Genomic DNA, 23,978 nt, shown 5'->3' on the forward strand with positions numbered 1-23,978 from the left:
TATGGGGTGCTCAAATCAGGCGTACCGTTTGACCCAAACATCGCGCTTGCGCGATGAGGGTCAAGACGGTATCTACACTGGATCGTGTGGCACGCATAGAGTTGCGTGACACCACCGATCCCTTGTAGGAGCTGGCTTGCCAGCGATAGCTATCTCAACGGCAACACAGAAGGAACGTCATGCTCGAATCACTGGAAAAAATGCTCGCCAAGGGTGTGGATAACTCGCTGCTGCGCTTCGGCCTCGGCAAGGGTTACCTGGACCTTGGGGACAACACCAAAGCCGCCGAACACCTGCAACGCTGCGTCGACTTCGACCCGAAATACTCCGCCGCCTGGAAACTGCTGGGCAAGGCCCATCAGGCCGCGGGCGACACCGCCGCAGCCCGGCAAGCCTGGGAGCAGGGACTGGAAGCCGCCCGCGGCCATGGCGACAAGCAGGCGGAAAAGGAAATGACGGTGTTTCTGAAAAAGCTCGAAAAAGCCGCGCTCAAAGGTCAATGAAGCGCAGGCCGATGCCGTCGAGGTCGACCCGCACCACTTCCATGCGAATCCGCGGCGCCACCGCCGACAGCCCCTGCACCTGGCCATAGACCACCTCGCCGGTGGTCAGGCACGACAAGCTCGGGTGCGTCACATACACGCCCTTGCTGGACAGGTTGCGTGTCTGCCCCAGGCACTCGCCGATGCTGGGATGCTGGATCTTGATGCGCAAGGAGTTCTTGTTATTGGACATCTGTTGCGTCCTTGGAAGGTGCACCTGTGGATAAATCCGTATCGCGGACTTATCCACAGATCATGCCAATCTCGTTTCAGTACCAGCGTTTCTCACCCGCCGGGCGCCTGCGGAAGCGCTTCATGCTCCACATGTACTGGTCCGGATAAGCCCGCACATAACGCGCCACCACCTGGCTCATGGCAGCCACGGAGGTCTCTGTATCAGTGCTGTACATGGCTTCGGGCGCGGCTTCGAGGATCACCTTGAAGCCCGAACCGTCCGGCAAGCGCAACGCATGCAGGAACACGCCCACCGCCTTGCCGCCGGCGAGCATATTGGGCACGAACTTGCTGGTCAGCGCCATGGTACCGAGGAACGGCACGAACACCCCGGCGGATTCGGCCGGTTCCGGGTCAGCGGGAATGCCCACCGCACCACCTTTGCGCACTTCCTTGATGACGCTGAGGATGCCTTCCTTGGTGGAGGCGGCAACCCGGTTGCCCAACTGCACCCGCTGCTTGCGCAACAGCTCGTCGACCGCCTTGAGCTTGGGCGGGCGATAGAAAATGATCGGCTTGCACTGGCTGCAATAGAAGTGATTGAGCACTTCCCAGTTGCCCAGGTGGCTGGTGATACCGACCACCCCCTTGCCCGAGGCCAGGGCCTCCTTGAGGATGTCCAGGCCTTCGACTTCGCGCACCCGCTCCATGGAGCGATGGGCCGGCCAGATCCAGGCGCAGGCACTTTCGGTAAAGGACTTGCCGATGCCCATCAGGCTGCGGCCGACCAATTGCTCGCGAGCCACCGGGTCGAGTTCCGGGAAACATTTCGCCAGGTTGATCCGCACCACTTCGCGGGAACGGTTGGGCAGCTTCCACATCATCCAGCCGATGGCCGCGCCCACCCGCTGCACCGCGCACCAGGGCAGCAGTGCAAACAACCGCAACGCCCCCACCAGCATGGCGCCTTTAAACTTGTCCACAGGCCACTCCTGTCGTGATCGAGCTTGTTAGCCGGCTATTGTAACCGTGGCGTGGCCAATGTCGCGTAGCGATCACAATCGGTGGTGTGGTCCATGACCATGCCGGAGGCCTGCATGAGGGCGTAGCAGATGGTCGGGCCAACGAATTTGAAGCCGAGTTTCTTCAGCGCCTTGCTCATCGCCTCGGCCTCGGGGGTGACGGCCGGGACTTCGCCGCGGACCTTGAAATGATTGATCTTCTGCACGCCACCGACAAAGGACCAGAGCAGCGCCACCGGATCCTCCAGCGTCAGCCAGAGCTGGGCATTGCGCCGCGCGGCAGTGAGTTTCAGACGATTACGGATAATCCCCGGATCGAGCATCAATTGCTCGATATCGGCATCGCTCATGGCCGCGACTGCGTGCACATCGAAGCCGAACAAGACCTTCCGGTAGTGCTCGCGTTTCTTCAGGATGGTGATCCACGACAAACCGGCTTGGAACCCTTCGAGCAAAAGCAACTCGAACAGACGCTGCCCATCGCGCAGCGGCACGCCCCACTCCTGATCGTGATAGGCCATGTACAAAGGATCGTCGTTGCACCAAAAGCAGCGTGGCATAAGGCTCCAGGGGGCGTGCGCGTGGCCGAATCGGGTATACTCCCGCCTTTTGAATCGCAGCCCAAGTAACAGGTGAATTTCGTGAGCCAGCCTACGCCAGCCGTGCGTACCTTCCAAGACTTGATCCTCGCCCTCCAGCAATACTGGGCCGAGCAAGGTTGTGTGGTACTTCAGCCCTACGATATGGAAGTAGGCGCCGGCACCTTTCATACCGCCACGTTCCTGCGCGCCATCGGCCCGGAAACCTGGAACGCCGCCTACGTACAACCCAGCCGCCGCCCGACTGACGGCCGCTACGGCGAAAACCCGAACCGCCTGCAGCATTACTACCAGTTCCAGGTAGTCCTCAAGCCGAACCCGGACAACTTCCAGGAGCTGTACCTGGGCTCGCTCAAGCATGTCGGCCTCGACCCGCTGGTGCACGACATCCGTTTCGTCGAGGACAACTGGGAATCGCCAACCCTCGGCGCCTGGGGCCTGGGCTGGGAAGTCTGGCTCAACGGCATGGAAGTCACCCAGTTCACCTACTTCCAGCAGGCCGGCGGCATCGAGTGCTACCCGGTCACCGGCGAAATCACCTATGGCCTCGAACGCCTGGCGATGTACCTGCAGGGCGTCGACTCGGTCTACGACCTGGTCTGGGCCGACGGCCCGTTCGGCAAGGTGACCTACGGCGACGTGTTCCACCAGAACGAAGTCGAGCAGTCGACCTACAACTTCGAACACGCCAACGTCGAGAAGCTGTTCGAACTGTTCGATTTCTATGAAAGCGAAGCCAAGCGCCTGATCGAACTGGACCAGCCGCTGCCGTTGCCGAGCTACGAAATGGTCCTCAAGGCCTCGCACACCTTCAACCTGCTGGATGCACGCCGGGCGATCTCGGTCACCGCGCGCCAGCAGTACATCCTGCGGGTCCGCACCCTGGCCCGTTCGGTGGCGCAGGCCTATCTGATGGCCCGGGCCAAACTGGGCTTCCCGATGGCAACCGCGGATTTGCGTGACGAAGTGTTGGCTAAGTTGGAGGCAGCACAATGAGTGCTCAAGATTTTCTGGTTGAACTGGGCACGGAAGAGCTGCCACCCAAGGCCCTCAATACCCTGGCCGAGGCTTTTCTCGCCGGCATCGAAAAGGGCCTGCAAAGCGCCGGCCTGAGTTTCGAGAGCAAACAGGTCTACGCCGCGCCGCGCCGCCTCGCGGTACTGCTGACCCAGCTGCAAACCCAGCAGCCGGACCGCAGCATCAACCTCGACGGGCCGCCACGCCAGGCCGCCTTCGACGCCGAAGGCAACCCGACCCAGGCCGCCCTCGGCTTCGCCAAGAAATGCGGCGTGGAACTGAGCGAAATCGACCAGAGCGGGCCGAAACTGCGCTACACCCAGAGCATCCAGGGCAAGCCAACCAGCAGCCTGCTGCCGACCATCGTCGAGGATTCGCTGAACGACCTGCCGATTCCCAAGCGCATGCGCTGGGCCGCGCGCAAGGAAGAGTTCGTGCGTCCGACCCAGTGGCTGGTGATGCTGCTCGGTGATCAGGTCATCGACTGCACCATCCTCGCCCAGAAATCCGGTCGCGACTCCCGTGGGCACCGCTTCCACCACCCGGAAAGCGTGCGTATCACCTCGCCGGCCAACTACCTGAACGACCTGCGCGCCGCCTATGTCCTGGCCGACGCTGGCGAACGGCGCGAGCTGATCAGCAAACGCACCACCGAGCTGGCGACCCAGCAGGAAGGCACCGCGATCATGCCGGCCGACCTGCTCGACGAAGTCACCGCCCTGGTCGAATGGCCGGTGCCGTTGGTGTGCGCCTTCGAAGAACGCTTCCTCGACGTGCCTCAGGAAGCCCTGATCACCACCATGCAGGACAACCAGAAGTACTTCTGCCTGCTGGACGGCGAAGGCAAGCTGCTGCCGCGCTTCATCACCGTCGCCAACATCGAGAGCAAGGACCCGCAACAGATCATCGCCGGTAACGAGAAAGTCGTTCGCCCGCGCCTGACCGACGCCGAATTCTTCTTCAAGCAGGACAAGAAACAGAAGCTCGAACAGTTCAACCTGCGTCTGCAAAACGTGGTGTTCCAGGAGAAACTGGGCAGCGTCTACGACAAGGCCGAGCGTGTTTCCAAGCTGGCCGCGTTCATCGCCCCGCGCATCGGCGGCGACGCCCAGCGCGCGGCCCGTGCCGGTCTGCTGTCGAAGTGCGACCTGGCCACCGAGATGGTCGGCGAGTTCCCGGAGATGCAAGGTGTTGCCGGTTACTACTACGCCCTCAATGACGGCGAGCCGGAAGATGTCGCCCTGGCCCTGAACGAACAGTACATGCCCCGCGGTGCCGGCGCAGAACTGCCAGGCACCCTGACCGGTGCGGCGGTGGCGATTGCCGACAAGCTCGACACCCTGGTCGGGATCTTCGGCATCGGCATGCTGCCGACTGGCAGCAAAGACCCCTACGCCCTGCGTCGCGCCGCCCTCGGCGTGTTGCGCATCCTGATCGACAAGCAGCTCGACCTCGATCTGATCGAGACCGTGGAGTTCGCGGTCAAGGCCTTCGGTGCCCGGGTCAAGGCCGCCGGCCTGGCCGACCAGGTGCTGGAGTTCATCTTCGACCGCCTGCGCGCCCGTTACGAAGACGAAGGCGTAGACGTCGCGACCTACCTGTCGGTACGTGCCCTCAAGCCGGGTTCGGCGCTGGACTTCGACCAACGCGTACAAGCCGTGCAGAAATTCCGCCAGTTGCCGGAAGCGGCAGCCCTGGCGGCGGTGAACAAGCGTGTATCGAACCTGCTGAGCAAGGCCGAAGGCAGCATCCCGAGCACCGTGGAAGCCAAGTACTTCGACAACGCCAACGAGTTCTCGCTGTACTCGGCGATCCAGCAGGCGGACCAGGCGGTCCAGCCGATGGCCGCGGCACGCCAGTACAACGAATCGCTGGCACGCCTGGCCGCCCTGCGCGAGCCGGTGGATGCGTTCTTCGAAGCGGTGATGGTAAATGCCGAGGACGCCAAGGTACGCGCCAACCGTTATGCGCTGCTGGCGCGTCTGCGAGGCCTGTTCCTGGGTGTCGCCGATATTTCGCTGCTGGGCTGAGGGCGCGTCTTGAAACTGCTGATTCTCGATCGGGACGGGGTGATCAACCAGGACTCCGACGCCTACATCAAGTCGGTGGAGGAATGGATTCCACTCCCCGGCGCGATCGAAGCCATCGCGCAGTTGAGCAGGGCCGGCTGGACGGTGGCGGTGGCCACCAACCAGTCCGGCATTGCTCGCGGCTACTACGACATCGCCACCCTGGAAGCCATGCACGAGCGCCTGCGTTCGTTAGTGGCGCAACAGGGCGGTACGCTGGGGCTGGTGGTGTATTGCCCGCACGGCCCGGATGAGGGCTGCGCGTGCCGCAAACCCAAGCCCGGCATGTTGCACAGCATTGCCGAACATTATGGGGTGTCGTTGGCCAGGCTATGGTTTGTCGGCGACAGCCTCGGTGACTTGGAGGCGGCGCAGGCCGTCGACTGTCAGCCTGTTTTGGTAAAAACCGGTAAAGGCGAAAAGACACTGGGTAAAACCCTGCCGGTGGGCACCCTGGTTTTTGACGATCTGGCGGCGGTTGCCGCAGAACTTATCCACAACTGAAGCTCTTCTGACCTCCTGACCAAGGACTGTTCGGGAAGCGCTTTTTATAGGCGGGCAATGCCCGCAACGGTAAATGCCGCTATGTCGATCCTGCAGGCCATCAGAACCTTTTTCTTTTACCTGCTACTGGGCACCAGTTCGCTGTTGTGGTGCTCCCTGAGCTTTTTTATCGCGCCGTTCCTGCCGTTCAAGGCACGTTATCGCTTTATCAACGTGTACTGGTGCCGTTGTGCCCTGTGGCTGACCAAGGTCTTCCTCGGCATCACGGTCGAGATCAAGGGTGCGGAGAATGTGCCCGAGCGCCCTTGCGTGATTCTGTCGAATCACCAGAGCACCTGGGAAACCTTCTTCCTCTCGGCCTACTTCTCGCCGTTGAGCCAGGTGCTCAAGCGTGAGTTGCTGTACGTGCCGTTCTTCGGCTGGGCCATGGCCATGTTGCGGCCGATCGCCATCGACCGGGACAACCCGAAGGCGGCGCTCAAGCATGTGGCGAAGAAGGGCGACGAGTTGCTCAAGGACAATGTCTGGGTGCTGATCTTCCCGGAAGGCACCCGCGTGCCGTTCGGTACGGTCGGCAAGTTCTCCCGGGGCGGTACGGCACTGGCGGTGAACGCCGATCTGCCGGTGCTACCAATTGCCCACAACGCCGGCAAGTTCTGGCCGAAGACCGGCTGGCTGAAGAACCCGGGCACCATCACCGTGGTGATCGGCGCGCCGATGATGGCCGAGGGCAGCGGGCCACGGGCGATTGCCGAGCTCAACGACCGGGTTCAGGCCTGGAACGAGCAGACTCAGCGGGAGATGGGCTCATTGCCGCCGGCACCGGCGGCAGAGGCGTCCGTCGTGGTTTGAGGTAATTGTGGATAACTTGTGTACAAGATTTTGATTTCTTTCAGAAAAACTACCTAAGCGACTGATTTTATTGCTTATTTCTCTGTATGACTTTCTGCTGTAAATCGTGCATAAGTTTTTTCAAGCGATAAAAAAACCGGCTTTAATGCCGGTTTTTCCTGGCTAAATACGCTCCCTTGTAGGAGCTGGCTTGCCGGCGATGAGGCCGTTATGGGCGATGCAAGCGTCAAGGGCGCCATCGCTGGCAAGCCAGCTACAAGGTTTCGTGGTGTCTACAAGGTCGTCGGTAACCTCAGACCTTGTCCAGATCCACGCCCTTGGTCTCCTTCAGGCAGCACAACCCCACCACCAGGCTGACCCCGGTCACCAATACCGGGTACCACAGGCCATAGAAGATATCCCCGGTGTAGACCACCAGCGCAAAGGACACCGTGGGCAGGAACCCGCCGAACCAGCCGTTGCCGATATGGTAGGGCAACGACATCGAGGTGTAGCGGATGCGCGTCGGGAACAGCTCGACCATCACCGCCGCCAGCGGGCCATAGGTCATGGTGGCAATCAGAATCAGCAAGACAATCAGCAGCACCACCATCGGCTCGTTCACCGACGCACTATCGGCCTTGGCCGGATAGCCCGCCGTGGTGATCGCCGAGCGCATCGCCGCTTCGTCGAAACCGCTGATCTTCTGTTCACCCACCGATACCGTCACCTCCGTCCCAGCTGCCGCGGCCTGCGAGCTATAGGGCAGACCCTGCTTGACCAGGAAGGTCTTGACCTTGTCGCACGGGCTATCGAAACGGGCTTTACCCACCGGGTCGAACTGGAAGGTGCAACTCGCCGGGTCGGCCAGCACCACAATCGGCGCCTGCCGGCTGGCCGCATCGATCTGCGGATTGGCGTAATGGCTCAAGGCCTTGAACAGCGGGAAATAACACAGCGTCGCCAGCAGCAGGCCGAGCATCAGGATCGGCTTGCGGCCGATCTTGTCCGACAGCCAGCCGAACAGCACGAAAAACGGCGCACCGATCACCACGCTGATGATCAGCAGGGTATTGGCCTGGGTCGGGTCCATCTTGAGCATCTGGGTCATGAAGAACAGCACGTAGAACTGCGCGGTGTAGAAGGTCACCGCCTGCCCGGCGTTGATGCTGAAGAGGGCAGTCAGGACGATCTTCAGGTTCTGCCAGGAGCCGAAGGATTCGCGGATCGGCGAGCGGCTGACCTTGCCCTGGGCCTTCATTTTCACGAAAGCCGGCGACTCGTGCATGCTCAGGCGGATCCAAGTGGAAATCGCCAGCAGGAAGATCGACAGCAGGAACGGCAGGCGCCAGCCCCAGACTTCAAACTGGTCGCCGCTGATATAACGGCTGGCGAGCACCACCAGCAGGGACAGGAGCAGGCCCAGGGTGGCGGTGGATTGAATCCAGCCGGTATACGAACCGCGCTTGCCGGTCGGTGCGTGCTCCGCCACGTAAGTCGCGGCGCCACCGTATTCGCCACCCAGCGCCAGCCCCTGGAGCATGCGCAGCAGGACCAGGATGATCGGCGCGGCGAGGCCGATGCTGGTGTAGGTTGGCAACAAGCCGACAGCAAAGGTGGAAAGGCCCATCAGGATGATGGTCATGAGGAAGGTGTATTTGCGCCCGATCATATCTCCCAGGCGCCCGAACACCAGGGCGCCGAAAGGCCGGACCAGGAAACCCGCGGCAAATGCCATGAGGGCGAAGATAAACGCCGTGGTGTCGTTGACCCCGGCAAAGAACTGCTTGCTGATCACCGCCGCCAGGGCGCCATAGAGAAAAAAGTCATACCACTCGAAAACCGTCCCGAGGGATGACGCAAAAATGATCTTTCGTTCTTCCTTGCCAGTGCTCGCGGTTGCGCTCACGGACTGTTGCTCGATGTAGTCCGACATTTGCCATGTCCTCGGCCCTGAGGGCCACAGTGATTATTGTTGTTGTTCCACTGTGGATTCCGGCTGACTTCCACCGGAATCCGCTTTTGCACTATTGACGCGATCTACCGGTATAACGCGGCCCCTTGTAGGAGCTGGCTTGCCGGCGATGAGGCCCTGGAGTCATGCATCGCCCATACCGACGCCATCGCCGGCAAGCCGGCTCCTACAAGGGGGCCAGAATTTCCTCCGTTTGAATGTCATGAATGGCCGGGGCATCCTCCAGAATCATCTGCGCCGCCTTCTCGGCAATCATCACCGTTGGTGAACAGGTATTGCCGGAGACGATGTCCGGCATGATCGACGCATCGGCGACCCGCAACCCCGCGACACCGTGCACCCGTAGCCGGGCATCCACCACATCCAGCGCGCCGCTGCCCATCCGGCAGGTGCCCACCGGGTGAAAGATCGTCGTACCGATCCGCGCGGCCGCCTCATGCAACTGTTCTTCAGTTTGCAGCGCCGCCCCGGGCAGGTATTCCTCGGGTTGGAAGCGCCGCAGGGCAGGGGAGTCGACAATGCGCCGAGTCAGCCGGATTGCCTCGGCCGCGACGTTCAGATCCTCGGGATCGCTCAGGTAATTCGGGTCAATCAATGGCGGCACATCCGGATCGGCCGAACGAATATCGATCCGCCCCCGACTCATCGGTCGCAGGTTGCACACCGAGGCGGTAAAGGCCGGGAACCGATGCAGCGGCTCACCGAAGCGTTCCAGCGACAAGGGCTGCACGTGGTACTGCAAATTGGCCGAGGGCTGCTCCGGCGAGGACTTTACGAACGCCCCCAACTGGCTCGGCGCCATGGCCAACGGACCACTGCGGTCGTAGAGATAACGCAGGCCCATGCCGACTTTGCCCCACAGGCTATTGGCGACCTGGTTGAGGGTACGGGCATGGCTGAGCTTGTAGATCAGGCGCAGTTGCAGATGATCCTGCAGATTACCGCCGACACCCGGCAATTCGTGATGCAGCGCGATCCCGAGGTTTTCCAGCAAGGGCCGCGGGCCGATGCCCGAACGCTGGAGAATGCCGGGGGAGCCGACCGAACCGGCAGACAAAATGATCTCGCGACGAACGTTGAACACATGTTCCTCACCCTGCCAGCGCGCGACAACGGCACAGGCGCGGCCCTGTTCCAGGGTTACCCGGTCAACCTGGACTCCGGTCAGGATCGTCAGGTTGGGGCGCTTGAGGATCGGCCGCAGAAAGGCTTTCGACGAATTCCAGCGTACGCCGGAACGCTGGTTGACCTGAAAGTACCCACAGCCCTGGTTATCGCCAGCGTTGAAATCGCTGACGCTGGCGATACCGTTTTCAGCCGCGGCGTCGCGGAAGGCGTCGAGGATCGACCAGGAGTAGCGCTGCTGCTCGACCCGCCATTCGCCCTGGTCGTTGTGGAATTCGCTGGCGCCGCCAAAGTGGTTTTCGCTGCGCTTGAACAACGGCAGGACATCGTTCCAGGCCCAGCCCGGGTTACCTTGCGCGGCCCAGCGATCATAGTCGCCGGCCTGGCCACGCATGTAGATCATGCCATTGATCGAAGAACTGCCGCCCAACACCTTGCCGCGTGGGTAGCCGAGGCTGCGCCCTTGCAGGCCGGGTTGTGCTTCGGTCTTGAAGCACCAGTCGGTGCGTGGATTACCGATGCAGTACAGATACCCTACCGGCACATGAATCCACGGGTAGTTATCCCGGCCGCCGGCTTCGAGCAGCAACACATGGTTCCGCGGATCGGCGGACAGCCGATTGGCCAGCACACAGCCTGCGGGCCCGGCACCGACTATCACGTAGTCATAGGGCAGGTGGGCGGATGACATAGGCAACCTCGCCTTTTTTATTGTTCTTGTCTCCCTTCATGTTATTGATTAGTTTCGAGATGAAAACCTTCGTTTTTGCGCAAGTGCTGTGCGTTTTCAAGCAAGGCAGTGAACCCTGCGATTCACAAGGAAGCCCGATGTTCGACTGGAACGATCTACGTTTTTTCCTCGAGTTGCAGCGCAGCGGACGCCTGCTGACCGCGGCCAAGCGCCTGAACACTACCCACAGCACCGTGGCCCGGCATATCGAGACCATCGAGCAGAGTCTGGGCACGGCGCTGTTTGTCCAGCATGCCCAGGGCTACGAGCTGACGCCTTCGGGCCAGGCCTTGCTCAAGCATGCCGAGGCCATGGAAAACGTCGCCTTGCTGGCCCAGGAGGAAATCACCCAGGCCATCGCGCCCCTGGGCAAGATCCGCCTGGGGGTGACCGAAGGGATCGGCATCATGTTTCTCACCACTCGCATGGGCAGCCTGTACGAACGTTATCCGGGGCTGGAAGTGGAACTGGTGGCGGTGCCGCGTTTCGTCAGCATCCTCAACCGCGAGGCGGAAATCAGCATCCACCTCGACCGGCCGAATGCCGACCTGTTGATCACTCGCAAGCTGACCGACTATCGCCTGGCGCTGTATGCCAGCCCGGACTACCTCGCCCGGGCGCGGGCGTTGCAGCACCGGGATGATCTGTCGCAACACAACTGGATCGGCTACGTCGACGACCTGCTGTTCAGCGAGGAACTGCTGTTCCTCAACAACTTCTGCCGCACACCGAATGTGATTTTTCGCAGCACCAGCGTGATAGCCCAGCAACAGGCGGCGCGGGCCGGGCTGGGGATTGCGGTGTTGCCCAACTACATGGCCAAGGACGACCCGCAACTGGTGCGGGTATTGCCGGAGGAAACCATCCAGCGCAGCTACTGGATCAGTACCCGACGGGAGCTGCACAAGTCAGTGCGCTTGCGAGTGGTGTGGGATTTTCTGCTGGCGTTGTGCGCGAGTGAGCAGGGGGTGTTGCTGGCGCAGTAAAAATATCGACCCTCAGCTTTTCTTGTAACACTCCATTTGCGAAAAGCTCCCCCCATTGATGCGAATGGAGGTGGCATCGTCATTGGTAATTTCCTGGGGCGGCGTAAAACCGAGCATCGACGAGGCCCGGGTCGCATTGATCCATTCCAGCCGGCCCTTGATCAGCGCGCCGTCGAGCGAGCCGGCACTGCTGTGGATACGCACGGTGTCCTTGCCATGCTGGTAGAAGAAGACAAACGGCCCGTTCAGACCAGGACACTCATAACTGCTCAGCAGCCTGGGCTTCGGCATGTAGCCGCTGTTGATGATGCCGACATAGATCACCGAATAACCGATATACGCCAGCACCGGTACCGCCGCCAGCATCCCGGCCCAGTACCAGCGGCGCTTGCGGTTCGATCTGTCTGGCGAAGGCTCGACAGGCGAGTTATCCACAGGCGGGACCGCCTCGGGAGGGAGTAACTCGGCGGAGATGGGTTCACGCCCCCCAGGAATAGCCTCTGCTGCTTCGACCGCCCGAACCACGCTGGCCGGCAGCGGCTCGGCGAGCACCGTCTCATCCATGCGGGCCTGCCGCAAAACCGGCTCGGGTCTGGGCAACAAACGCAGGTTGCGCTGAATGATCCGACTTTCCACCAGCACAAAAATCGCACAGGCCAGTGGCATCGCCAGCACCAGGCCCGGTGCCTGGGTCGCCACCCAATCGGCAATCAGCGGATCGGACATGCCGATATCCCCGGCCACCCAACCCAACAAGGCACCGCCCGCCGGGATCAACCAGGGATAACGCTTGAACAGCCCAGTCACGAACAAGCTACCGTACATCAGCATCGGGATGCTCAGCAGCAACCCCAGCACCAGGATCCCCAGGTTGTCCTGGGCCACGGCGGCCAAGGCCACCACATTATCCAGGCTCATGGTCAGGTCGGCGAAGACGATAAGCCCGATCACCGACCACAGGGTGCCACCCGAATGCTGCGGCAGATGCTCGGCGCCCTCATCGTCGACCAACAGCTTGATGGCAATCACCACCAAGGCGCACATACCCAGCAGTTTCAGGCAGGGCACCTTGAGCAACAGGCTGATCACCGAGGTGAACAGGATTCGCAACCCGACCGCCACGCCCATCCCGGCGAACAGCGCCTGGCGCATCTGCCGCGCCGGCAGATGACGGCAGGCGAGCGCAATGACCACGGCATTGTCGCCGCTCAGCAGCAGGTCGAGCAGGAACACCTGCAACGTCAGGTTGATGCCCTGTATCCCGGTATCCAAGCCGATCATCTTGCCGCTCCCGCAACCATCGTCATCAATTCAGCAAACCTCCCACACCACAGAACAGACCGGCCAGAGAGGCGAACCCGAACACCAGGCCCACTACCCACGCATACCCGCCCTGTAACCGGAAAGCTCCGGTCAATTGTGTGCGGGCCAACCAATAGAGCAGGCCCAGCACCGCCGGCAGCAACAGCGCGTTGACCACCCCGGTGAAAATCGACAGCTCGACCAGATTGACCCCGGAACCCACCAGCACGCCGGCCCCCAGCAACATGGCGCCGAATGCCGCGTAGAACCAGGGCGCTTCGGTGGGCCGCTGTTCCAGCGAATGCCGGCGGCCGGTGGCCTCGCCAACGCCCCAGGCCACGGTCAGGCAGACCACGATAGTGGCCACCAGTGCGCCCCCGGCCAACCCCATGGCAAAGACCCCGCGCCCAACCGTCTGGCCCAGGGACGCGGTAAAGGCATCGGCCAGTTGCGGTACGCTGGTCAAGGTAAAGGCGGTGTCGGCTCGGTTGAAACACGCCGCCGCGGCAATCACCACGGCGGCCGTGAGGATCTGGCAAAGGGTCGCACCGAGCAACGTTTCAATGCGCGCTGCTTTCAAGTGCCTGGCATCGAGGCCTTTGTCGATCAACGCCGACTGTTGGTAGAACACTGTCCACGGCATGACACTGGTCCCCAGGTTGGCGGCCACCAGATACAGATAGGCATTATTGTGAAGCGGCATCTGGTACCACTGCGCGATGATCTGCCGGGGATCGGGGTGAGCGTTCCAGGCCACGGCGATAAAGGCCACGCCGAACAGACCGAGGCAAATCGCGACCCGTTCGACGCCCCGGTAGGAGCCGGTGCAGACCATCGCGAAAATCAGTACCACCAGCACACCGATGGTTTCCCACAAGGGCACGCCGAACAGTTCACCGACCCCGGCCAGCCCGCTCAACTCGGTCACCAGCGCGCCGAAACAACTGAGCACCAGTGTCGCCAGGGACAGCAACGCAATGCCCCGGCCAAACCGCTGGCGCACCAGCTCACCGAAGCCCTTGCCCGTTCCCAGCCCCAGACGGATCGAGAGTTCCTGCGCGGTGTACAGCAGGGGAATGATGAGGAACTGCAGCAACAGCAGCCGATAGCCCCATTGCGCGCCACTCTGCGCGGCGGTGATCACGCTGCCGGCTTCAGTATCCGCCAGCATCACCACCAGCCCCGGGCCGACGGCGGCGGCCATCAGGCGCAGTCGGCTCGAGGGCATTGAAACGCTTGGCATCATGTCTGTTCCCGGCGCATGGAGTGCGTGTGCGTAGAAGGTAAAAATCCCGTTCATCGACCCTGGCGGGATGTCAGGGTCGGCTATTTACCTGCGGGCCACTTTTGAAATCCTTGAGGAACGCCGTATCCGGTGACAGCACCAGGGTCGGCGCGGATTCGGACAAGGATTGCCGGTAAGTCTGCAGGCTGCGGTAGAGCTTGTAGAACGCGGGGTCCTTGTCGAACGCCTGGGACGAGATCCGATTCGCCAGGGCATCGGCTTCGCCCCGGGTGATGCGGCTTTGCCGTTGTGCTTCGGAGATCAGCACTGCCCGTTCGCGCTCGGCATTGGCCTGGATCTGTTGCGCCCACTCGAAGCCCTGGGCGCGCAGTTCCTTGGCCTCGCGCTGACGCTCGGACTTCATCCGGTCATAGATGGCCTGGCTGGTTTCAAACGGCAGATCGGCGCGATGAAAACGCACTTCGGTGACTTCAATACCCAGGGGCCTGGCCTTCTCCACCACTTCGCTCTGGATATGCTCGACGATCTTCGGCCGCTCGGCGGACAACAACGACTTGAGCATCACCTGTCCCAGTTCGCGGCGCAGCGACGAGCTGACCAACTGGGCCAGTTGCGCATTGGCCTGGTCCACCGTGCGCAGGGCCTGATAGAAACGCAGCGGATCGACGATGCGATAACGCGCATAAGTTTCCACCTCCAGACGTTTCTGGTCGCCGAGTATCACCTGTTCGGAAGGCGGCGCCAGGGTCAGGATACGGGTGTCGTAATAAATGACGGTGTCGATCAACGGCACCTTGAGTTTCAGGCCCGGCGTACTCACCGGCGCGGTCGGTGCCCCGAGCCTGACCACCAGGGCCTGCTGCGCTTCATCGACGGTATACAGCGAGGCGCCGAGCCCCCACAGAACAACCAGCGCCAGGATCACCAGGGCCACGCGAATCGACGGTTTCATCGGGTCTGCTCCTTGACCGGACGCTTGTCCTGTTCCGATAGCGGCATATAGGGCACCACGCCCGAAACGCCTTTGCCGGAAGTGTCGATGATCACCTTGGAAGCTCTTTTCAGCACTTCATCGGTGCTTTCCATATACAGGCGCCAGCTGGTCACGTCCTTGGCCTGTGCATAACTTTCGTACACCGCCAGGAAGCTTTTCGCGTCGCCTTCAGCCAGGTTCACCGCCTGAGCCTTGTAGGCTTCGGCCTCCTGATTGATATGCGACGCTTCGCCCCGGGCCCGCGGAAGAATGTCGTTGGCGTAGGACTCGGCCTCGTTGCGCGCACGCTCCTGGTCGGCCCGGGCCCGCTGCACATCGTTGAAGGCATCGATCACCGCCGGCGGCGGGTCGACGCGCTGCAACTGGATCTGGGTGATCAGTACCCCGGCTTTTTCATCGTCGAGCAGGCCTTGCAACAACGTCTTGGTTTCCTCGGCGATCTCCTGGCGCTTGTCCGACAGGGCCGCCTGGATCGGCGTGCGCCCGATAACTTCGCGCAGGGCACTTTCGGCGGCCAGCTTGATGGCGAATTCGGGCTTGTCCATGCTGAACAGAAATTGTCCGGCGTCCTTGATCCGCCAGAACACCGCGCAATCGGCCTCGACAATATTCTCGTCGCCGGTAAGCATCTGCTTGTCGCGGGACAGGCTGCTGTCATTCAGGCCGAGCGCGGGAGCGTGCCCCAGTTGCAACTGGTTGACCGTGGTGACCTTGGGCAGTAGCACCGTTTCGATGGGGAAGGGCAGGTGGTAGTGCAAGCCGGCCTCAGTGGTGTCGACCCATTTGCCAAAACGCAGGACGATGCCTTGTTCGTCGGGCTGGACCTTGTAGATGCCCCCGACGATCCAGACAAACGCCAGCAACCCGGCGAGCAGCGCCAGACCTTTGCCTTGCAGTCCCGTGAGGGCAACGAAACGATTGGCCCGCAAGCCCATCGCGCGGGCTTGGTCGCCCAGAGAGGCGGAAGGGCTTTCCGGTTCCAGGGGGGTCAAGGGCTGCGGGTCGGGCATGGTCTTATCCTGGAGGACGGTTTGCCGGGAGGCACTGATCGGATTTTTTATTACCGAATATTTCTGGACATCATACAGCCGAGGCCTGAACCCCTCCTGACTTGGCGCAATGATTGAGGTGCCTGCGGCGCAAATGTGCTGACTGGGAAGTATTCCCAGGAATAAGCCTGAGCCGGGGCGAACGCGCGCTACTTGCCCAGTATTGCCAGATGCATGTCCTGCAGCGGCAGGACACGTTTGACCGCCCCCAGTTTTATCGCTTCCTTGGGCATGCCGAAGACCACGCAACTGGCCTCGTCCTGGGCCACGGTCGCGGCGCCCGCGTCAGACATTTCCTTGAGACCACGAGCACCATCGTCGCCCATCCCGGTCATGATAATACCGGTGGCGTTCTTCCCGGCGAATTTGGCCACCGAGCGAAAAAGCACATCCACCGACGGCCGATGGCGATTGACCAGCGGACCGTCCGCCACCTGCACATGGTAATAGGCGCCGTTGCGCACCAGCATCATGTGTTTGCCGCCCGGGGCGATCAGCGCCAGGCCCGGCAGCACCCGATCATTGTGTTGCGCCTCGCGGACTTCAATCTGCGCCAGCCCGTTGAGACGCTGGGCAAAGGAGGCGGTGAACTTCTCCGGCATATGCTGAACGATGACAATCCCCGGGCAGACTCTCGGCAACACGGTGAGCAGCGCCTCCAGGGCCTGGGTTCCCCCCGTGGAAGTACCGATGGCGACAATCCGTTCGGTGGTCTGGGCCATCGCGTGGCTGCCAGCCGCCGACAACATCGCATCGGCATTCAGCTTGCTGGCAACCTCAAGACGTGGAGCGGCGACACGTTGGCTGAGATTCCTGACATTGGCCCCGGCCGCACCACGAACGGCACCCAGCAGATGCGCGGCGGACTCCAACAGGAAATGCTTAACGCCGCCCTGCGGCTTGGTGATGATATCCACCGCTCCGGCCGCGAGCGCCTGCAAGGTGGTCTCGGCGCCGCGTTCGGTCAGCGAGGAGCAGATGAGCACCGGGGTGGGGCGCTCGGCCATGATCTTTTTCAGGAAGGTGATGCCGTCCATGCGTGGCATTTCCACGTCCAGCACAATCACATCCGGCCAGGCCTTGGCCATTTTATCCATGGCGAAGATCGGGTCGGCGGCGACCGTCACGTCGATATCCGGGGCTTGGTCGAGAATCGCCATCAGTACCTGCCGGACCACGGCGGAGTCATCGACCAGCAGAACGCTTATTCTTTTCATGACTGCCTTCCAGCGTTTTCAAAGAGAGATGCCGGACCCAGACGTCACCGCTCCAGGTATCGAAGACCAGGTTGCGATGCCCGGTGCCCCCCAGGTCCATGGCACAAGGTGACCATTGCAGACGCGCCGCTATGGCCGTGACCGCCGCGCGGTTCAAACCGGCGATATCAGCGGTGGGATAATCACGCGATTGTTCGGGAAACATCTCACCGCCGCCGAACAACTTCAGCTGATACTCGCTGGCCTCGCTCTGATGGCCATGAATATTCTGTATCAGCCACTCGAAGGCTTCATCGACATAACTGCCGTCCAGGGTCACGCCGCGCTGTCGACGGTTGGGCAGCAGGCAATGGGATATCCCGCCCAGCTTGCGCAGCGGATGCCAGACAATCATCGAAACACAGGAGCCCAACAGGGTATGGATACGGGCGGGACTGTTGCGAAAGCACAGGCTCCCGGGAGCCAGGTAGATTTCCTCGACGTCCATGGCGATGGCGACCTTCATGGCTTTTGATAGATGGAGGGGGCCACCAGCTTGAACGCGTCACTGACGCCGTGCAGGCTTTCCGAGTGGCTGATGATGAAATAACCGCCACGCCGGAGAAACGGCAGGAGGCGGTTGACCACTTTGCGCTTGGTCTCCTGATCGAAGTAGATCATCACATTGCGCAGGAAAATGACCTCGAACTCCCCCAGTTGCGGCAGGCTGTCGTTCAGATTGACCTGTATGAAGCTGACCCGCTGGCGCAGGGCCTTGTCGATCAGGAAAGTCCCGGCCTGCTGGCCGATGCCCTTGAGGCAATAGCGGCTCAGCAACGCCGGCGGCAGGTTGCTCGCCCGCTCCATCGGGTAGTGCCCGCTGCGGGCCTTGGTCAGCACCTGGGTGCTGATATCCGAACCGATCACCTCCCAGGGCGTACTGCCCAGACCCTCGGCCAGGGTCATGGCCAGGCTGTAAGGCTCTTCGCCCGACGAACTGGCCGCGCTCCAGACCCGGAAAGTTTTCCCCGGCGCGGCGCGAGGCAACACCTGTTGACGCAGAAAATCGAAGTGCTTGGGTTCGCGGAAGAAGTACGTCTCGTTGGTGGTCAACAGGTCGAGGGCCACCTGCAGTTCACCCTTGTTCTCCTTGCCCATGATCAGTTTGAAATAGGCACCGTAGCTCTCCAGCTCGTGGTGTTTGAGGCGTTTGAACAAACGTCCGGCGACCAGGGCCTTTTTCGCGGGCGACAAGCTGATGCCCGCCACACCGTAGAGCCAGGCCTGAAACTGGGTAAATTCGCGATCCTCGAGCGTAATGCCGTTCACCCTGCGCCTCCCTCTTCGCCACTCACTGCACCTGCTGTGGGTGGCTGTCACCGACCTCCGCCAATTGCGACATCTCGTCCACGGACAACACCCGATCAACTTGCAGGACAATGACGAACTTACCCTCGACCTTGGCCATGCCGCTGATGAAATCAGCGCGAATGCGCGCACCGAAGCTCGGCGGTGGTGCCATCTCGGCCGCCGGTATTTCCAGCACCTCGGACACCGTGTCGACCAGCAAGCCGATATCCTGGGCCTGGCGGTCGTCGCTGCTGGCTTCGATGATCACCACGCAGCTGCGCCGGGTCACGGTGGAACGCTGTTGTCCGAAACGCGCCCCCAGGTCCACCACCGGCACCACGGCACCGCGCAGGTTGATCACGCCACGGACAAAGGCGGGCATCATCGGTACAGGTGTAACGTGGCCGTACTCGATGATTTCCTTGATCCCCAGGATACCAATGGCGAACATCTCGCCGGCCAGCAAGAACGTCAGGTACTGCGCCTCCTGCGCCGGCAGCACCGCGGTCGCCTGTCGGGTAGTGGTTAATGCGCCCATGTTGCTCTCCTGCATGAAAAGGGCCCGCGTCCGGGCGTCGCTCAGAACCGGGTGAACTCGCTTTCGTCGGGGCCGGCGGCCTGGGCGAAGCTCTTGTGCGAGGCCGGTTGCATGGCCCGCACCACGGCTCGCGGCGTACCGACCGCCGAGCGCGATTTGCCTTGCGCCACGGTCACCGGCGCGCTGACCGCCTCCAGCGTGAAAAAGCTCATTGCCTGCTGCAACTGTTCGGCCTGGCTGCTCATTTCTTCGGCGGTAGCGGCCAACTCCTCGCTGCTCGAAGCGTTTTGCTGGGTGACCTGGTTGAGCTGGTTCATCGCGGTATTGATCTGCGCCACGCCAGCCGCCTGTTCTTCGGAGGCCGCGGTGATCTCCTGGACCAGGTCGGAGGTCTTGTTGATCGAAGGGACCATCTCGTCCAGCAAGTGCCCGGCCCGTTCGGCCATTTCGACGCTGCTGGTGGACAGCTCGCCGATTTCCTGCGCGGCCACCTGGCTGCGCTCGGCCAGTTTGCGCACTTCCGCCGCCACCACCGCGAAGCCCTTGCCATGCTCACCGGCGCGCGCCGCTTCAATGGCCGCGTTCAAGGCCAGCAGATTGGTCTGGTAGGCAATGTCGTCGATGATGCTGATGCGCTGGGCAATCTTCTTCATGGCCTGGACGGTCTGTTGCACCGAGTCGCCGCCATCGGTGGCTTCCTTGGCCGCCTTGCTTGCCATGCCATCGGTGATCTTGGCGTTCTCAGTGTTCTGGTTGATGCTGGCGCTCATCTGCTCGACGGAGGCACTGGTCTCTTCGACACTGGCCGCCTGCTCGCTGGTGGCCTGGCTCATGGACTGGGCCGTGGCGCTGACTTCCTCGGACGCGCTGGCCAGGTTGTCGGCGGCGGTGCGTACTTCACCGATAATCTGCGAGAGCTTGCCGACCATGGCCTGCATGGCCGTGAGCACCTGACCGGTCTCGTCCTTGGAGCCCGCTGCAATGGTGACCGCCAGATTGCCCTCGGCCAACTGGCCGGCAACCCCGGCCGCAGTTTTCAGCGGGTTGGCAATGATCCGCGAAATGAACAACGCCAGGGCAATCCCCACGAGCAGGGCCACGATCACCGAGGCCATGATCGACAGCCGTCCATTGGTGTAGATCTCGTTACCCCGTTGATTGGCGGCCGTCGCGCCGGTGTCGTTGAGTTCGATTATTTTCAGCAGATCGGTGGCGATCACTTCAAAGGTTCGCTTCGAATCGCCTCTGAGAACCGCCATGGCTTGCTCCCGTCCGCCCTCCTGCCGGGACTCGGCGAACATTTTCTTGCTGCTCGCCAGGTAGCTCTCCCAGTCGTTCTTGAACGTATCGAACAGCGCTTGTTCCGCAGGGCCGGAGATCAGGCCTTCCTTTTCATAACGGACAATACGGGTGTCGACATCCTTGCGGGCATCGGCAGCCTCCTGTTCATACTGAGCCTGTTCCGTCGGACCTTCGGCCAGCAGATAGCGGATCTCCTTGATCCGGTAGTTGGCGACAAAAAACCGAATGCCCGAGGACAGGCGCACGGAGGGCAACCAGTTCTCGCGCATGTCAGTGGCCGTCTGGTTGACCTGACGCAGTTGAATGACGGCAAACGCCCCCATCGCCGCCATCAGTGCCAACACCACCAGAAACGAAGCGATGATCTTGGTTGCTATCCTCAAATCGTAGAACCATTTCATTGAAGAGCCCCTCCATGTACGGTGTGGTTGGCTGAGTTGCCAGGTTTGCTATCGGTCAAGGAATAAACTGCGGCCTGGCGGGTTTCACGCTGGACCAGTTCGCCCAGCAGCGCAGGAACATCGAGAATCAGTGCCACCTCGCCGCTGCCCAGGATGGTTGAGCCACTGATACCGCGCAGTGCGTTGAACAGCTTGCCAAGGGGTTTGATGACGGTCTGGAATTCCCCCAGCAGGTCATCGACTACCAGTCCGGCCTTTTGCTCGGCACAACGCACCACCACCACGTTCTCGCGGCGAACGCTGTGCCCCGCATGACCGAAGTGGTCGCGTAGGCGCACCAGCGGCAGGACTTCACCGCGCAGGTCCAGGTAGTTGTTTCCCGACAGATCCTGACGCTGCCCGGCACTCAACTCGATGCATTCCTGGACCATTTCCAGCGGCACCACGTAGTGGATCTGGCCGATGCCAACGAGGAATCCGTTGATGATCGCCAGGGTCAACGGCAGGCGGATACGGATGATCGTGCCTTGCCCGGGTTGGCTATCCAGATCGACGGTACCGCGCAACAGCGTGATGTTGCGCTTGACCACGTCCATGCCCACGCCGCGTCCGGACAGATTGGTCACCGCCTCGGCGGTGGAAAAACCCGGCTCGAAAATCAGGTTGTAGATTTCCTGGTCCGTCAGGTTCGACGCCGCGGCGACCAGGCCGCGCTCGACAGCTTTTTGCAGGATCCGATCACGATTGAGACCGGCACCATCGTCGGCAATCTCCAGCACGATGCTGCCCGAATCGTGAAAGGCGTTGAGCTGCAGCCGGCCCTTGGCGGGCTTGCCGGCGGCCTGGCGTACCGATGGGGATTCAATGCCGTGATCCATTGCATTGCGCAACAGGTGCATCAGCGGGTCGCCGATTTTCTCCACCACGGTCTTGTCCAGCTCGGTGTCGGCACCGCTGATCAGCAGTTCGATGTCCTTGCCCAGCTCCTGGCTGACATCCCGCACCACCCGGCGGAAGCGGTTGAATGTATCGCCGATGGGGATCATCCGCAGGTGCAGCGCGCCGTCGAGGATCTCCTCCACCAGCCCCGACACCACCGAAGTGGACTCCTGCAACGGGCCGCTCGGGCTACTACGCGCCAACAGGTTGGCCCCGGCGCTGGCGATGACCAGCTCGCCGACCAGGTTGATCAGCTCGTCCAGCTTGTCGGCATTGACCCGGACAAACCGCGCTTCGACAGCCGTAGCCTGGGGCTGCTCACGCTGCCGGCCCTGTTTTTCCAGGGCCGACTGCACCACGGCCGCTTCGACCACGCGCTGTTCAATCAGGATTTCGCCCAGTGGCATGGCTGGCGCGCCGGCCGACTCGGCATGCTCGCGCTGGGCGCGCAAGCCATCCTCCAGCTCCTGGGCCGTCAGCGCACCACATCGGGTGAGGATCTCCCCCAGTCGCGCCGGCTCTTCGGGCAGCGCGGCGATGACTCGCAGGTATTCTTCCAGGCGACTGTAGGGCGCCAGGATATGAATCTGGCAGTCGTCGCGCACAAAATCGAAAGCTTCAGCAATGGTTTCACGACTGGCATCCGAGTCCAGGTCGATCTCGAACCCCAGGTGGCAGCTCTCGGCATCGAACCGCTCCAGGGCGGGCAGGGTGTCGGCGAGGGTGACCACATGGATGATCTCGCCCAGGGTGTTCAGGTAACGAAGAAAGGACAGCGGGTCCATGCCATTGCGAAACACATCGGCACCGAACCGCAGGGAGATGTGCCAATAGCCGGAGCCGACCGAGTCCTGGCCAGGTACCGGCTGGGCCACCGGGATCTCGAGCAAGGCCGGCACGACAGACGTCGCCCGCACGGCCTGGTAGTTCTGCAATCCTTGCCGCAGCGCCGCCTCACGCTCCAGGGCGATGTCGCTCAACGCCTCGCCGGCACCGGCGACGACGTCAACCAGCTCCAGCATATGGTCGGCGCTTCTGAGCAGCAGGGCGATCAACGGCGCATCGACCTGGATGGCGCCCTCGCGCAAGCGATCGAGCACGTCTTCGACGATATGGGTAAAACCGACGATGGGACTCAAGCCGAACAGTCCGGCAGACCCCTTGATGGTGTGCGCCGCGCGGAAGATTGCACCGATGGCGTCGCTGTCATCGGGTTCGGACTCCAACTGCAGTAACGACGATTCCATGTCCTGGAGCAGCTCGCGCGCTTCCACGATAAAGGTCTGCTGCGCCTGGTCGAGATTGATGGTCACGATAGAGTCCCTTTTATCGCCCCGGGGTCAGAGAACCACGGGAAGCTGTCAACGCTGGATCAAGGCTGACCCAGCGTACCGCCCAGGTCACACAATTCGAACACCTCAAGCACCGCCGGGCTGTGCCCGCTCAGTTGTAGCGCAACGCCTGTGCGCAAGGTTTCGCGCTTGGCGAGCATCAACAGTTGCAGGCCCGCGCCGTCGATTTCAGTGACCTGCGAGAGGTCAATGTCCAGCGGGCTGGCCAGCGCCAGGAACGGCGCCAGTTCGGCATACAACTGCGCGGCGGTGTAGATGGTCATCTCACCTTCGATACCCAGGTGGGGGGTCGAAGTGTTTGCTTGGCAAATGATCGGCATGCTCGAGTCTCCCTGTTTGCCCGGTCTGATGGTGTCCGGGCTCAGGGCAGGATCAGCTTGGACACGGCCGCGAGCATCTGTGCCGGCTGGAACGGCTTGACCACCCAGGCCCGTGCCCCCGCGGCCTGCCCCTCCTGCTTCTTGCTTTCCTGGGACTCGGTAGTGAGCATGATGATCGGGGTGAATTTGTAGCTGGGCAGCTTTTTCACTTCCTTGACGAAGGTGATGCCATCCATGTTCGGCATGTTCACGTCACTGATGATCAGGTGAACTTTCTGCCCGGTGAGCTTGCCCAGCGCGTCCTTGCCGTCGCTGGCTTCGATCACGTCGTAACCGGCGCTTTTGAGCGCGATGCTGACCACCTGACGGACACTGCTCGAATCGTCGACCACCATTACGTTTTTTGCCATGACCG

The 23,978-nt window shown here is 61.8% G+C and carries 23 protein-coding genes; 6 read left to right on the plus strand and 17 right to left on the minus strand.

The window, feature by feature from the left end; genetic code table 11:
• The first annotated feature begins 179 nt into the window (after positions 1–179).
• A complete protein-coding gene (locus AC07VG_RS16905; RefSeq protein WP_495000275.1) occupies positions 180–503 on the plus strand; it encodes a tetratricopeptide repeat protein in 324 nt (107 codons plus the stop codon).
• On the opposite strand, the gene AC07VG_RS16910 is transcribed toward AC07VG_RS16905, so the two are convergent.
• From AC07VG_RS16910 to AC07VG_RS16920, 3 genes are all read right to left on the minus strand, one after another.
• Positions 490–735 carry a PilZ domain-containing protein gene (locus tag AC07VG_RS16910; protein ID WP_495021573.1) on the minus strand — a complete coding sequence of 82 codons (246 nt, stop codon included), beginning with the start codon at positions 733–735 and terminating at the stop codon, positions 490–492. The genes AC07VG_RS16905 and AC07VG_RS16910 overlap by 14 nt on opposite strands.
• Positions 736–811: 76 nt before the next feature.
• Entirely contained in the window at positions 812–1,699 is an 888-nt protein-coding gene (locus AC07VG_RS16915) for a lysophospholipid acyltransferase (RefSeq protein WP_495000273.1), read from the minus strand.
• A 35-nt stretch (positions 1,700–1,734) separates the two neighbouring features.
• Positions 1,735–2,298, minus strand: a complete 564-nt coding sequence (locus tag AC07VG_RS16920) for a DNA-3-methyladenine glycosylase I (protein ID WP_495000272.1) — start codon at positions 2,296–2,298, stop codon at positions 1,735–1,737.
• A gap of 81 nt (positions 2,299–2,379) precedes the next feature.
• Here AC07VG_RS16920 and glyQ point away from each other — a divergent pair, with 81 nt between their 5' ends.
• From glyQ to AC07VG_RS16940, 4 genes are read left to right on the plus strand one after another with little or no spacing between them, the layout of a single operon-like run.
• Positions 2,380–3,333: a glycine--tRNA ligase subunit alpha gene (gene glyQ / locus AC07VG_RS16925; RefSeq protein WP_248804124.1), complete on the plus strand. Its 954-nt coding sequence runs from the start codon at positions 2,380–2,382 to the stop codon at positions 3,331–3,333.
• A complete protein-coding gene (gene glyS / locus AC07VG_RS16930; RefSeq protein WP_495000271.1) occupies positions 3,330–5,384 on the plus strand; it encodes a glycine--tRNA ligase subunit beta in 2,055 nt (684 codons plus the stop codon). The genes glyQ and glyS overlap by 4 nt, the downstream gene beginning before the upstream one ends.
• A gap of 9 nt (positions 5,385–5,393) precedes the next feature.
• The gene (gene gmhB, locus AC07VG_RS16935; protein ID WP_495000270.1) at positions 5,394–5,927 is read left to right on the plus strand and encodes a D-glycero-beta-D-manno-heptose 1,7-bisphosphate 7-phosphatase; all 534 of its coding nucleotides are present in this window, start codon (positions 5,394–5,396) and stop codon (positions 5,925–5,927) included.
• A 57-nt stretch (positions 5,928–5,984) separates the two neighbouring features.
• A complete protein-coding gene (locus tag AC07VG_RS16940; protein ID WP_495000269.1) occupies positions 5,985–6,779 on the plus strand; it encodes a lysophospholipid acyltransferase family protein in 795 nt (264 codons plus the stop codon).
• A 292-nt stretch (positions 6,780–7,071) separates the two neighbouring features.
• On the opposite strand, the gene AC07VG_RS16945 is transcribed toward AC07VG_RS16940, so the two are convergent.
• On the minus strand, positions 7,072–8,694 hold the full coding sequence (locus AC07VG_RS16945; RefSeq protein ID WP_495000268.1) for an MFS transporter: 1,623 nt from the start codon (positions 8,692–8,694) through the stop codon (positions 7,072–7,074).
• Between the two features lie 205 nt (positions 8,695–8,899).
• A complete protein-coding gene (locus AC07VG_RS16950; protein WP_495000267.1) occupies positions 8,900–10,549 on the minus strand; it encodes a GMC family oxidoreductase in 1,650 nt (549 codons plus the stop codon).
• 137 nt (positions 10,550–10,686) lie between these two features.
• On the opposite strand from AC07VG_RS16950, the gene AC07VG_RS16955 reads away from it, so the two are divergent.
• Positions 10,687–11,574 (plus strand): LysR family transcriptional regulator, encoded by an 888-nt coding sequence (locus AC07VG_RS16955; RefSeq protein WP_495000266.1) that lies wholly within the window; start codon positions 10,687–10,689, stop codon positions 11,572–11,574.
• Positions 11,575–11,586: 12 nt separating this feature from the next.
• On the opposite strand, the gene AC07VG_RS16960 is transcribed toward AC07VG_RS16955, so the two are convergent.
• The 12 genes from AC07VG_RS16960 to AC07VG_RS17015 form a co-directional block, all read right to left on the minus strand.
• Positions 11,587–12,855, minus strand: coding sequence for a TerC family protein (locus tag AC07VG_RS16960; protein ID WP_495021574.1), 1,269 nt, complete (start codon positions 12,853–12,855; stop codon positions 11,587–11,589).
• 25 nt (positions 12,856–12,880) lie between these two features.
• Positions 12,881–14,104, minus strand: coding sequence for an NRAMP family divalent metal transporter (locus tag AC07VG_RS16965; protein ID WP_495000264.1), 1,224 nt, complete (start codon positions 14,102–14,104; stop codon positions 12,881–12,883).
• 88 nt (positions 14,105–14,192) lie between these two features.
• On the minus strand, positions 14,193–15,074 hold the full coding sequence (hflC, locus tag AC07VG_RS16970; protein WP_495021575.1) for a protease modulator HflC: 882 nt from the start codon (positions 15,072–15,074) through the stop codon (positions 14,193–14,195).
• Complete coding sequence (hflK, locus tag AC07VG_RS16975) at positions 15,071–16,126, minus strand: FtsH protease activity modulator HflK (protein WP_495021576.1); 1,056 nt, start codon at positions 16,124–16,126, stop codon at positions 15,071–15,073. The genes hflC and hflK overlap by 4 nt, the downstream gene beginning before the upstream one ends.
• Positions 16,127–16,314: 188 nt before the next feature.
• Positions 16,315–17,382 (minus strand): protein-glutamate methylesterase/protein-glutamine glutaminase, encoded by a 1,068-nt coding sequence (locus AC07VG_RS16980; protein WP_495000261.1) that lies wholly within the window; start codon positions 17,380–17,382, stop codon positions 16,315–16,317.
• Positions 17,351–17,887 carry a chemotaxis protein CheD gene (locus tag AC07VG_RS16985; protein WP_495000260.1) on the minus strand — a complete coding sequence of 179 codons (537 nt, stop codon included), beginning with the start codon at positions 17,885–17,887 and terminating at the stop codon, positions 17,351–17,353. The genes AC07VG_RS16980 and AC07VG_RS16985 overlap by 32 nt, the downstream gene beginning before the upstream one ends.
• Entirely contained in the window at positions 17,884–18,690 is an 807-nt protein-coding gene (locus AC07VG_RS16990) for a CheR family methyltransferase (RefSeq protein WP_495000259.1), read from the minus strand. Before AC07VG_RS16990 ends, AC07VG_RS16985 begins: the two co-directional genes overlap by 4 nt.
• 22 nt (positions 18,691–18,712) lie before the next feature.
• Positions 18,713–19,249 carry a chemotaxis protein CheW gene (locus AC07VG_RS16995; protein WP_495000258.1) on the minus strand — a complete coding sequence of 179 codons (537 nt, stop codon included), beginning with the start codon at positions 19,247–19,249 and terminating at the stop codon, positions 18,713–18,715.
• Between the two features lie 41 nt (positions 19,250–19,290).
• Positions 19,291–20,952: a methyl-accepting chemotaxis protein gene (locus tag AC07VG_RS17000; protein ID WP_495021577.1), complete on the minus strand. Its 1,662-nt coding sequence runs from the start codon at positions 20,950–20,952 to the stop codon at positions 19,291–19,293.
• Entirely contained in the window at positions 20,949–23,204 is a 2,256-nt protein-coding gene (locus AC07VG_RS17005) for a chemotaxis protein CheA (protein ID WP_495021578.1), read from the minus strand. The genes AC07VG_RS17000 and AC07VG_RS17005 overlap by 4 nt, the downstream gene beginning before the upstream one ends.
• A gap of 59 nt (positions 23,205–23,263) precedes the next feature.
• On the minus strand, positions 23,264–23,563 hold the full coding sequence (locus AC07VG_RS17010) for an STAS domain-containing protein (RefSeq protein ID WP_495021579.1): 300 nt from the start codon (positions 23,561–23,563) through the stop codon (positions 23,264–23,266).
• Between the two features lie 41 nt (positions 23,564–23,604).
• On the minus strand, positions 23,605–23,973 hold the full coding sequence (locus AC07VG_RS17015) for a response regulator (RefSeq protein WP_495000254.1): 369 nt from the start codon (positions 23,971–23,973) through the stop codon (positions 23,605–23,607).
• Positions 23,974–23,978 lie beyond the last annotated feature (5 nt).

It is taken from the genome of Pseudomonas sp. GW821-FHT03C07 (assembly GCF_059420925.1).

What these genes read in the sequence shown, in the direction of transcription:
- AC07VG_RS16920 (WP_495000272.1), bottom strand. Translation starts at nt 2,298, where the DNA reads ATGCCACGCTGCTTTTGGTGCAACGACGATCCTTTGTACATGGCCTAT.
- AC07VG_RS16985 (WP_495000260.1), bottom strand. Translation starts at nt 17,887, where the DNA reads ATGAAGGTCGCCATCGCCATGGACGTCGAGGAAATCTACCTGGCTCCC.
- AC07VG_RS16905 (WP_495000275.1), top strand. Translation starts at nt 180, where the DNA reads ATGCTCGAATCACTGGAAAAAATGCTCGCCAAGGGTGTGGATAACTCG.
- AC07VG_RS16955 (WP_495000266.1), top strand. Translation starts at nt 10,687, where the DNA reads ATGTTCGACTGGAACGATCTACGTTTTTTCCTCGAGTTGCAGCGCAGC.
- AC07VG_RS17000 (WP_495021577.1), bottom strand. Translation starts at nt 20,952, where the DNA reads ATGAAATGGTTCTACGATTTGAGGATAGCAACCAAGATCATCGCTTCG.
- AC07VG_RS17010 (WP_495021579.1), bottom strand. Translation starts at nt 23,563, where the DNA reads ATGCCGATCATTTGCCAAGCAAACACTTCGACCCCCCACCTGGGTATC.
- AC07VG_RS16995 (WP_495000258.1), bottom strand. Translation starts at nt 19,249, where the DNA reads ATGGGCGCATTAACCACTACCCGACAGGCGACCGCGGTGCTGCCGGCG.
- AC07VG_RS16950 (WP_495000267.1), bottom strand. Translation starts at nt 10,549, where the DNA reads ATGTCATCCGCCCACCTGCCCTATGACTACGTGATAGTCGGTGCCGGG.
- AC07VG_RS16965 (WP_495000264.1), bottom strand. Translation starts at nt 14,104, where the DNA reads ATGCCCTCGAGCCGACTGCGCCTGATGGCCGCCGCCGTCGGCCCGGGG.
- glyS (WP_495000271.1), top strand. Translation starts at nt 3,330, where the DNA reads ATGAGTGCTCAAGATTTTCTGGTTGAACTGGGCACGGAAGAGCTGCCA.
- AC07VG_RS16945 (WP_495000268.1), bottom strand. Translation starts at nt 8,694, where the DNA reads ATGTCGGACTACATCGAGCAACAGTCCGTGAGCGCAACCGCGAGCACT.
- AC07VG_RS17015 (WP_495000254.1), bottom strand. Translation starts at nt 23,973, where the DNA reads ATGGCAAAAAACGTAATGGTGGTCGACGATTCGAGCAGTGTCCGTCAG.
- AC07VG_RS16910 (WP_495021573.1), bottom strand. Translation starts at nt 735, where the DNA reads ATGTCCAATAACAAGAACTCCTTGCGCATCAAGATCCAGCATCCCAGC.
- AC07VG_RS16940 (WP_495000269.1), top strand. Translation starts at nt 5,985, where the DNA reads ATGCCCGCAACGGTAAATGCCGCTATGTCGATCCTGCAGGCCATCAGA.
- AC07VG_RS16960 (WP_495021574.1), bottom strand. Translation starts at nt 12,855, where the DNA reads ATGATCGGCTTGGATACCGGGATACAGGGCATCAACCTGACGTTGCAG.
- AC07VG_RS16980 (WP_495000261.1), bottom strand. Translation starts at nt 17,382, where the DNA reads ATGAAAAGAATAAGCGTTCTGCTGGTCGATGACTCCGCCGTGGTCCGG.
- hflK (WP_495021576.1), bottom strand. Translation starts at nt 16,126, where the DNA reads ATGCCCGACCCGCAGCCCTTGACCCCCCTGGAACCGGAAAGCCCTTCC.
- hflC (WP_495021575.1), bottom strand. Translation starts at nt 15,074, where the DNA reads ATGAAACCGTCGATTCGCGTGGCCCTGGTGATCCTGGCGCTGGTTGTT.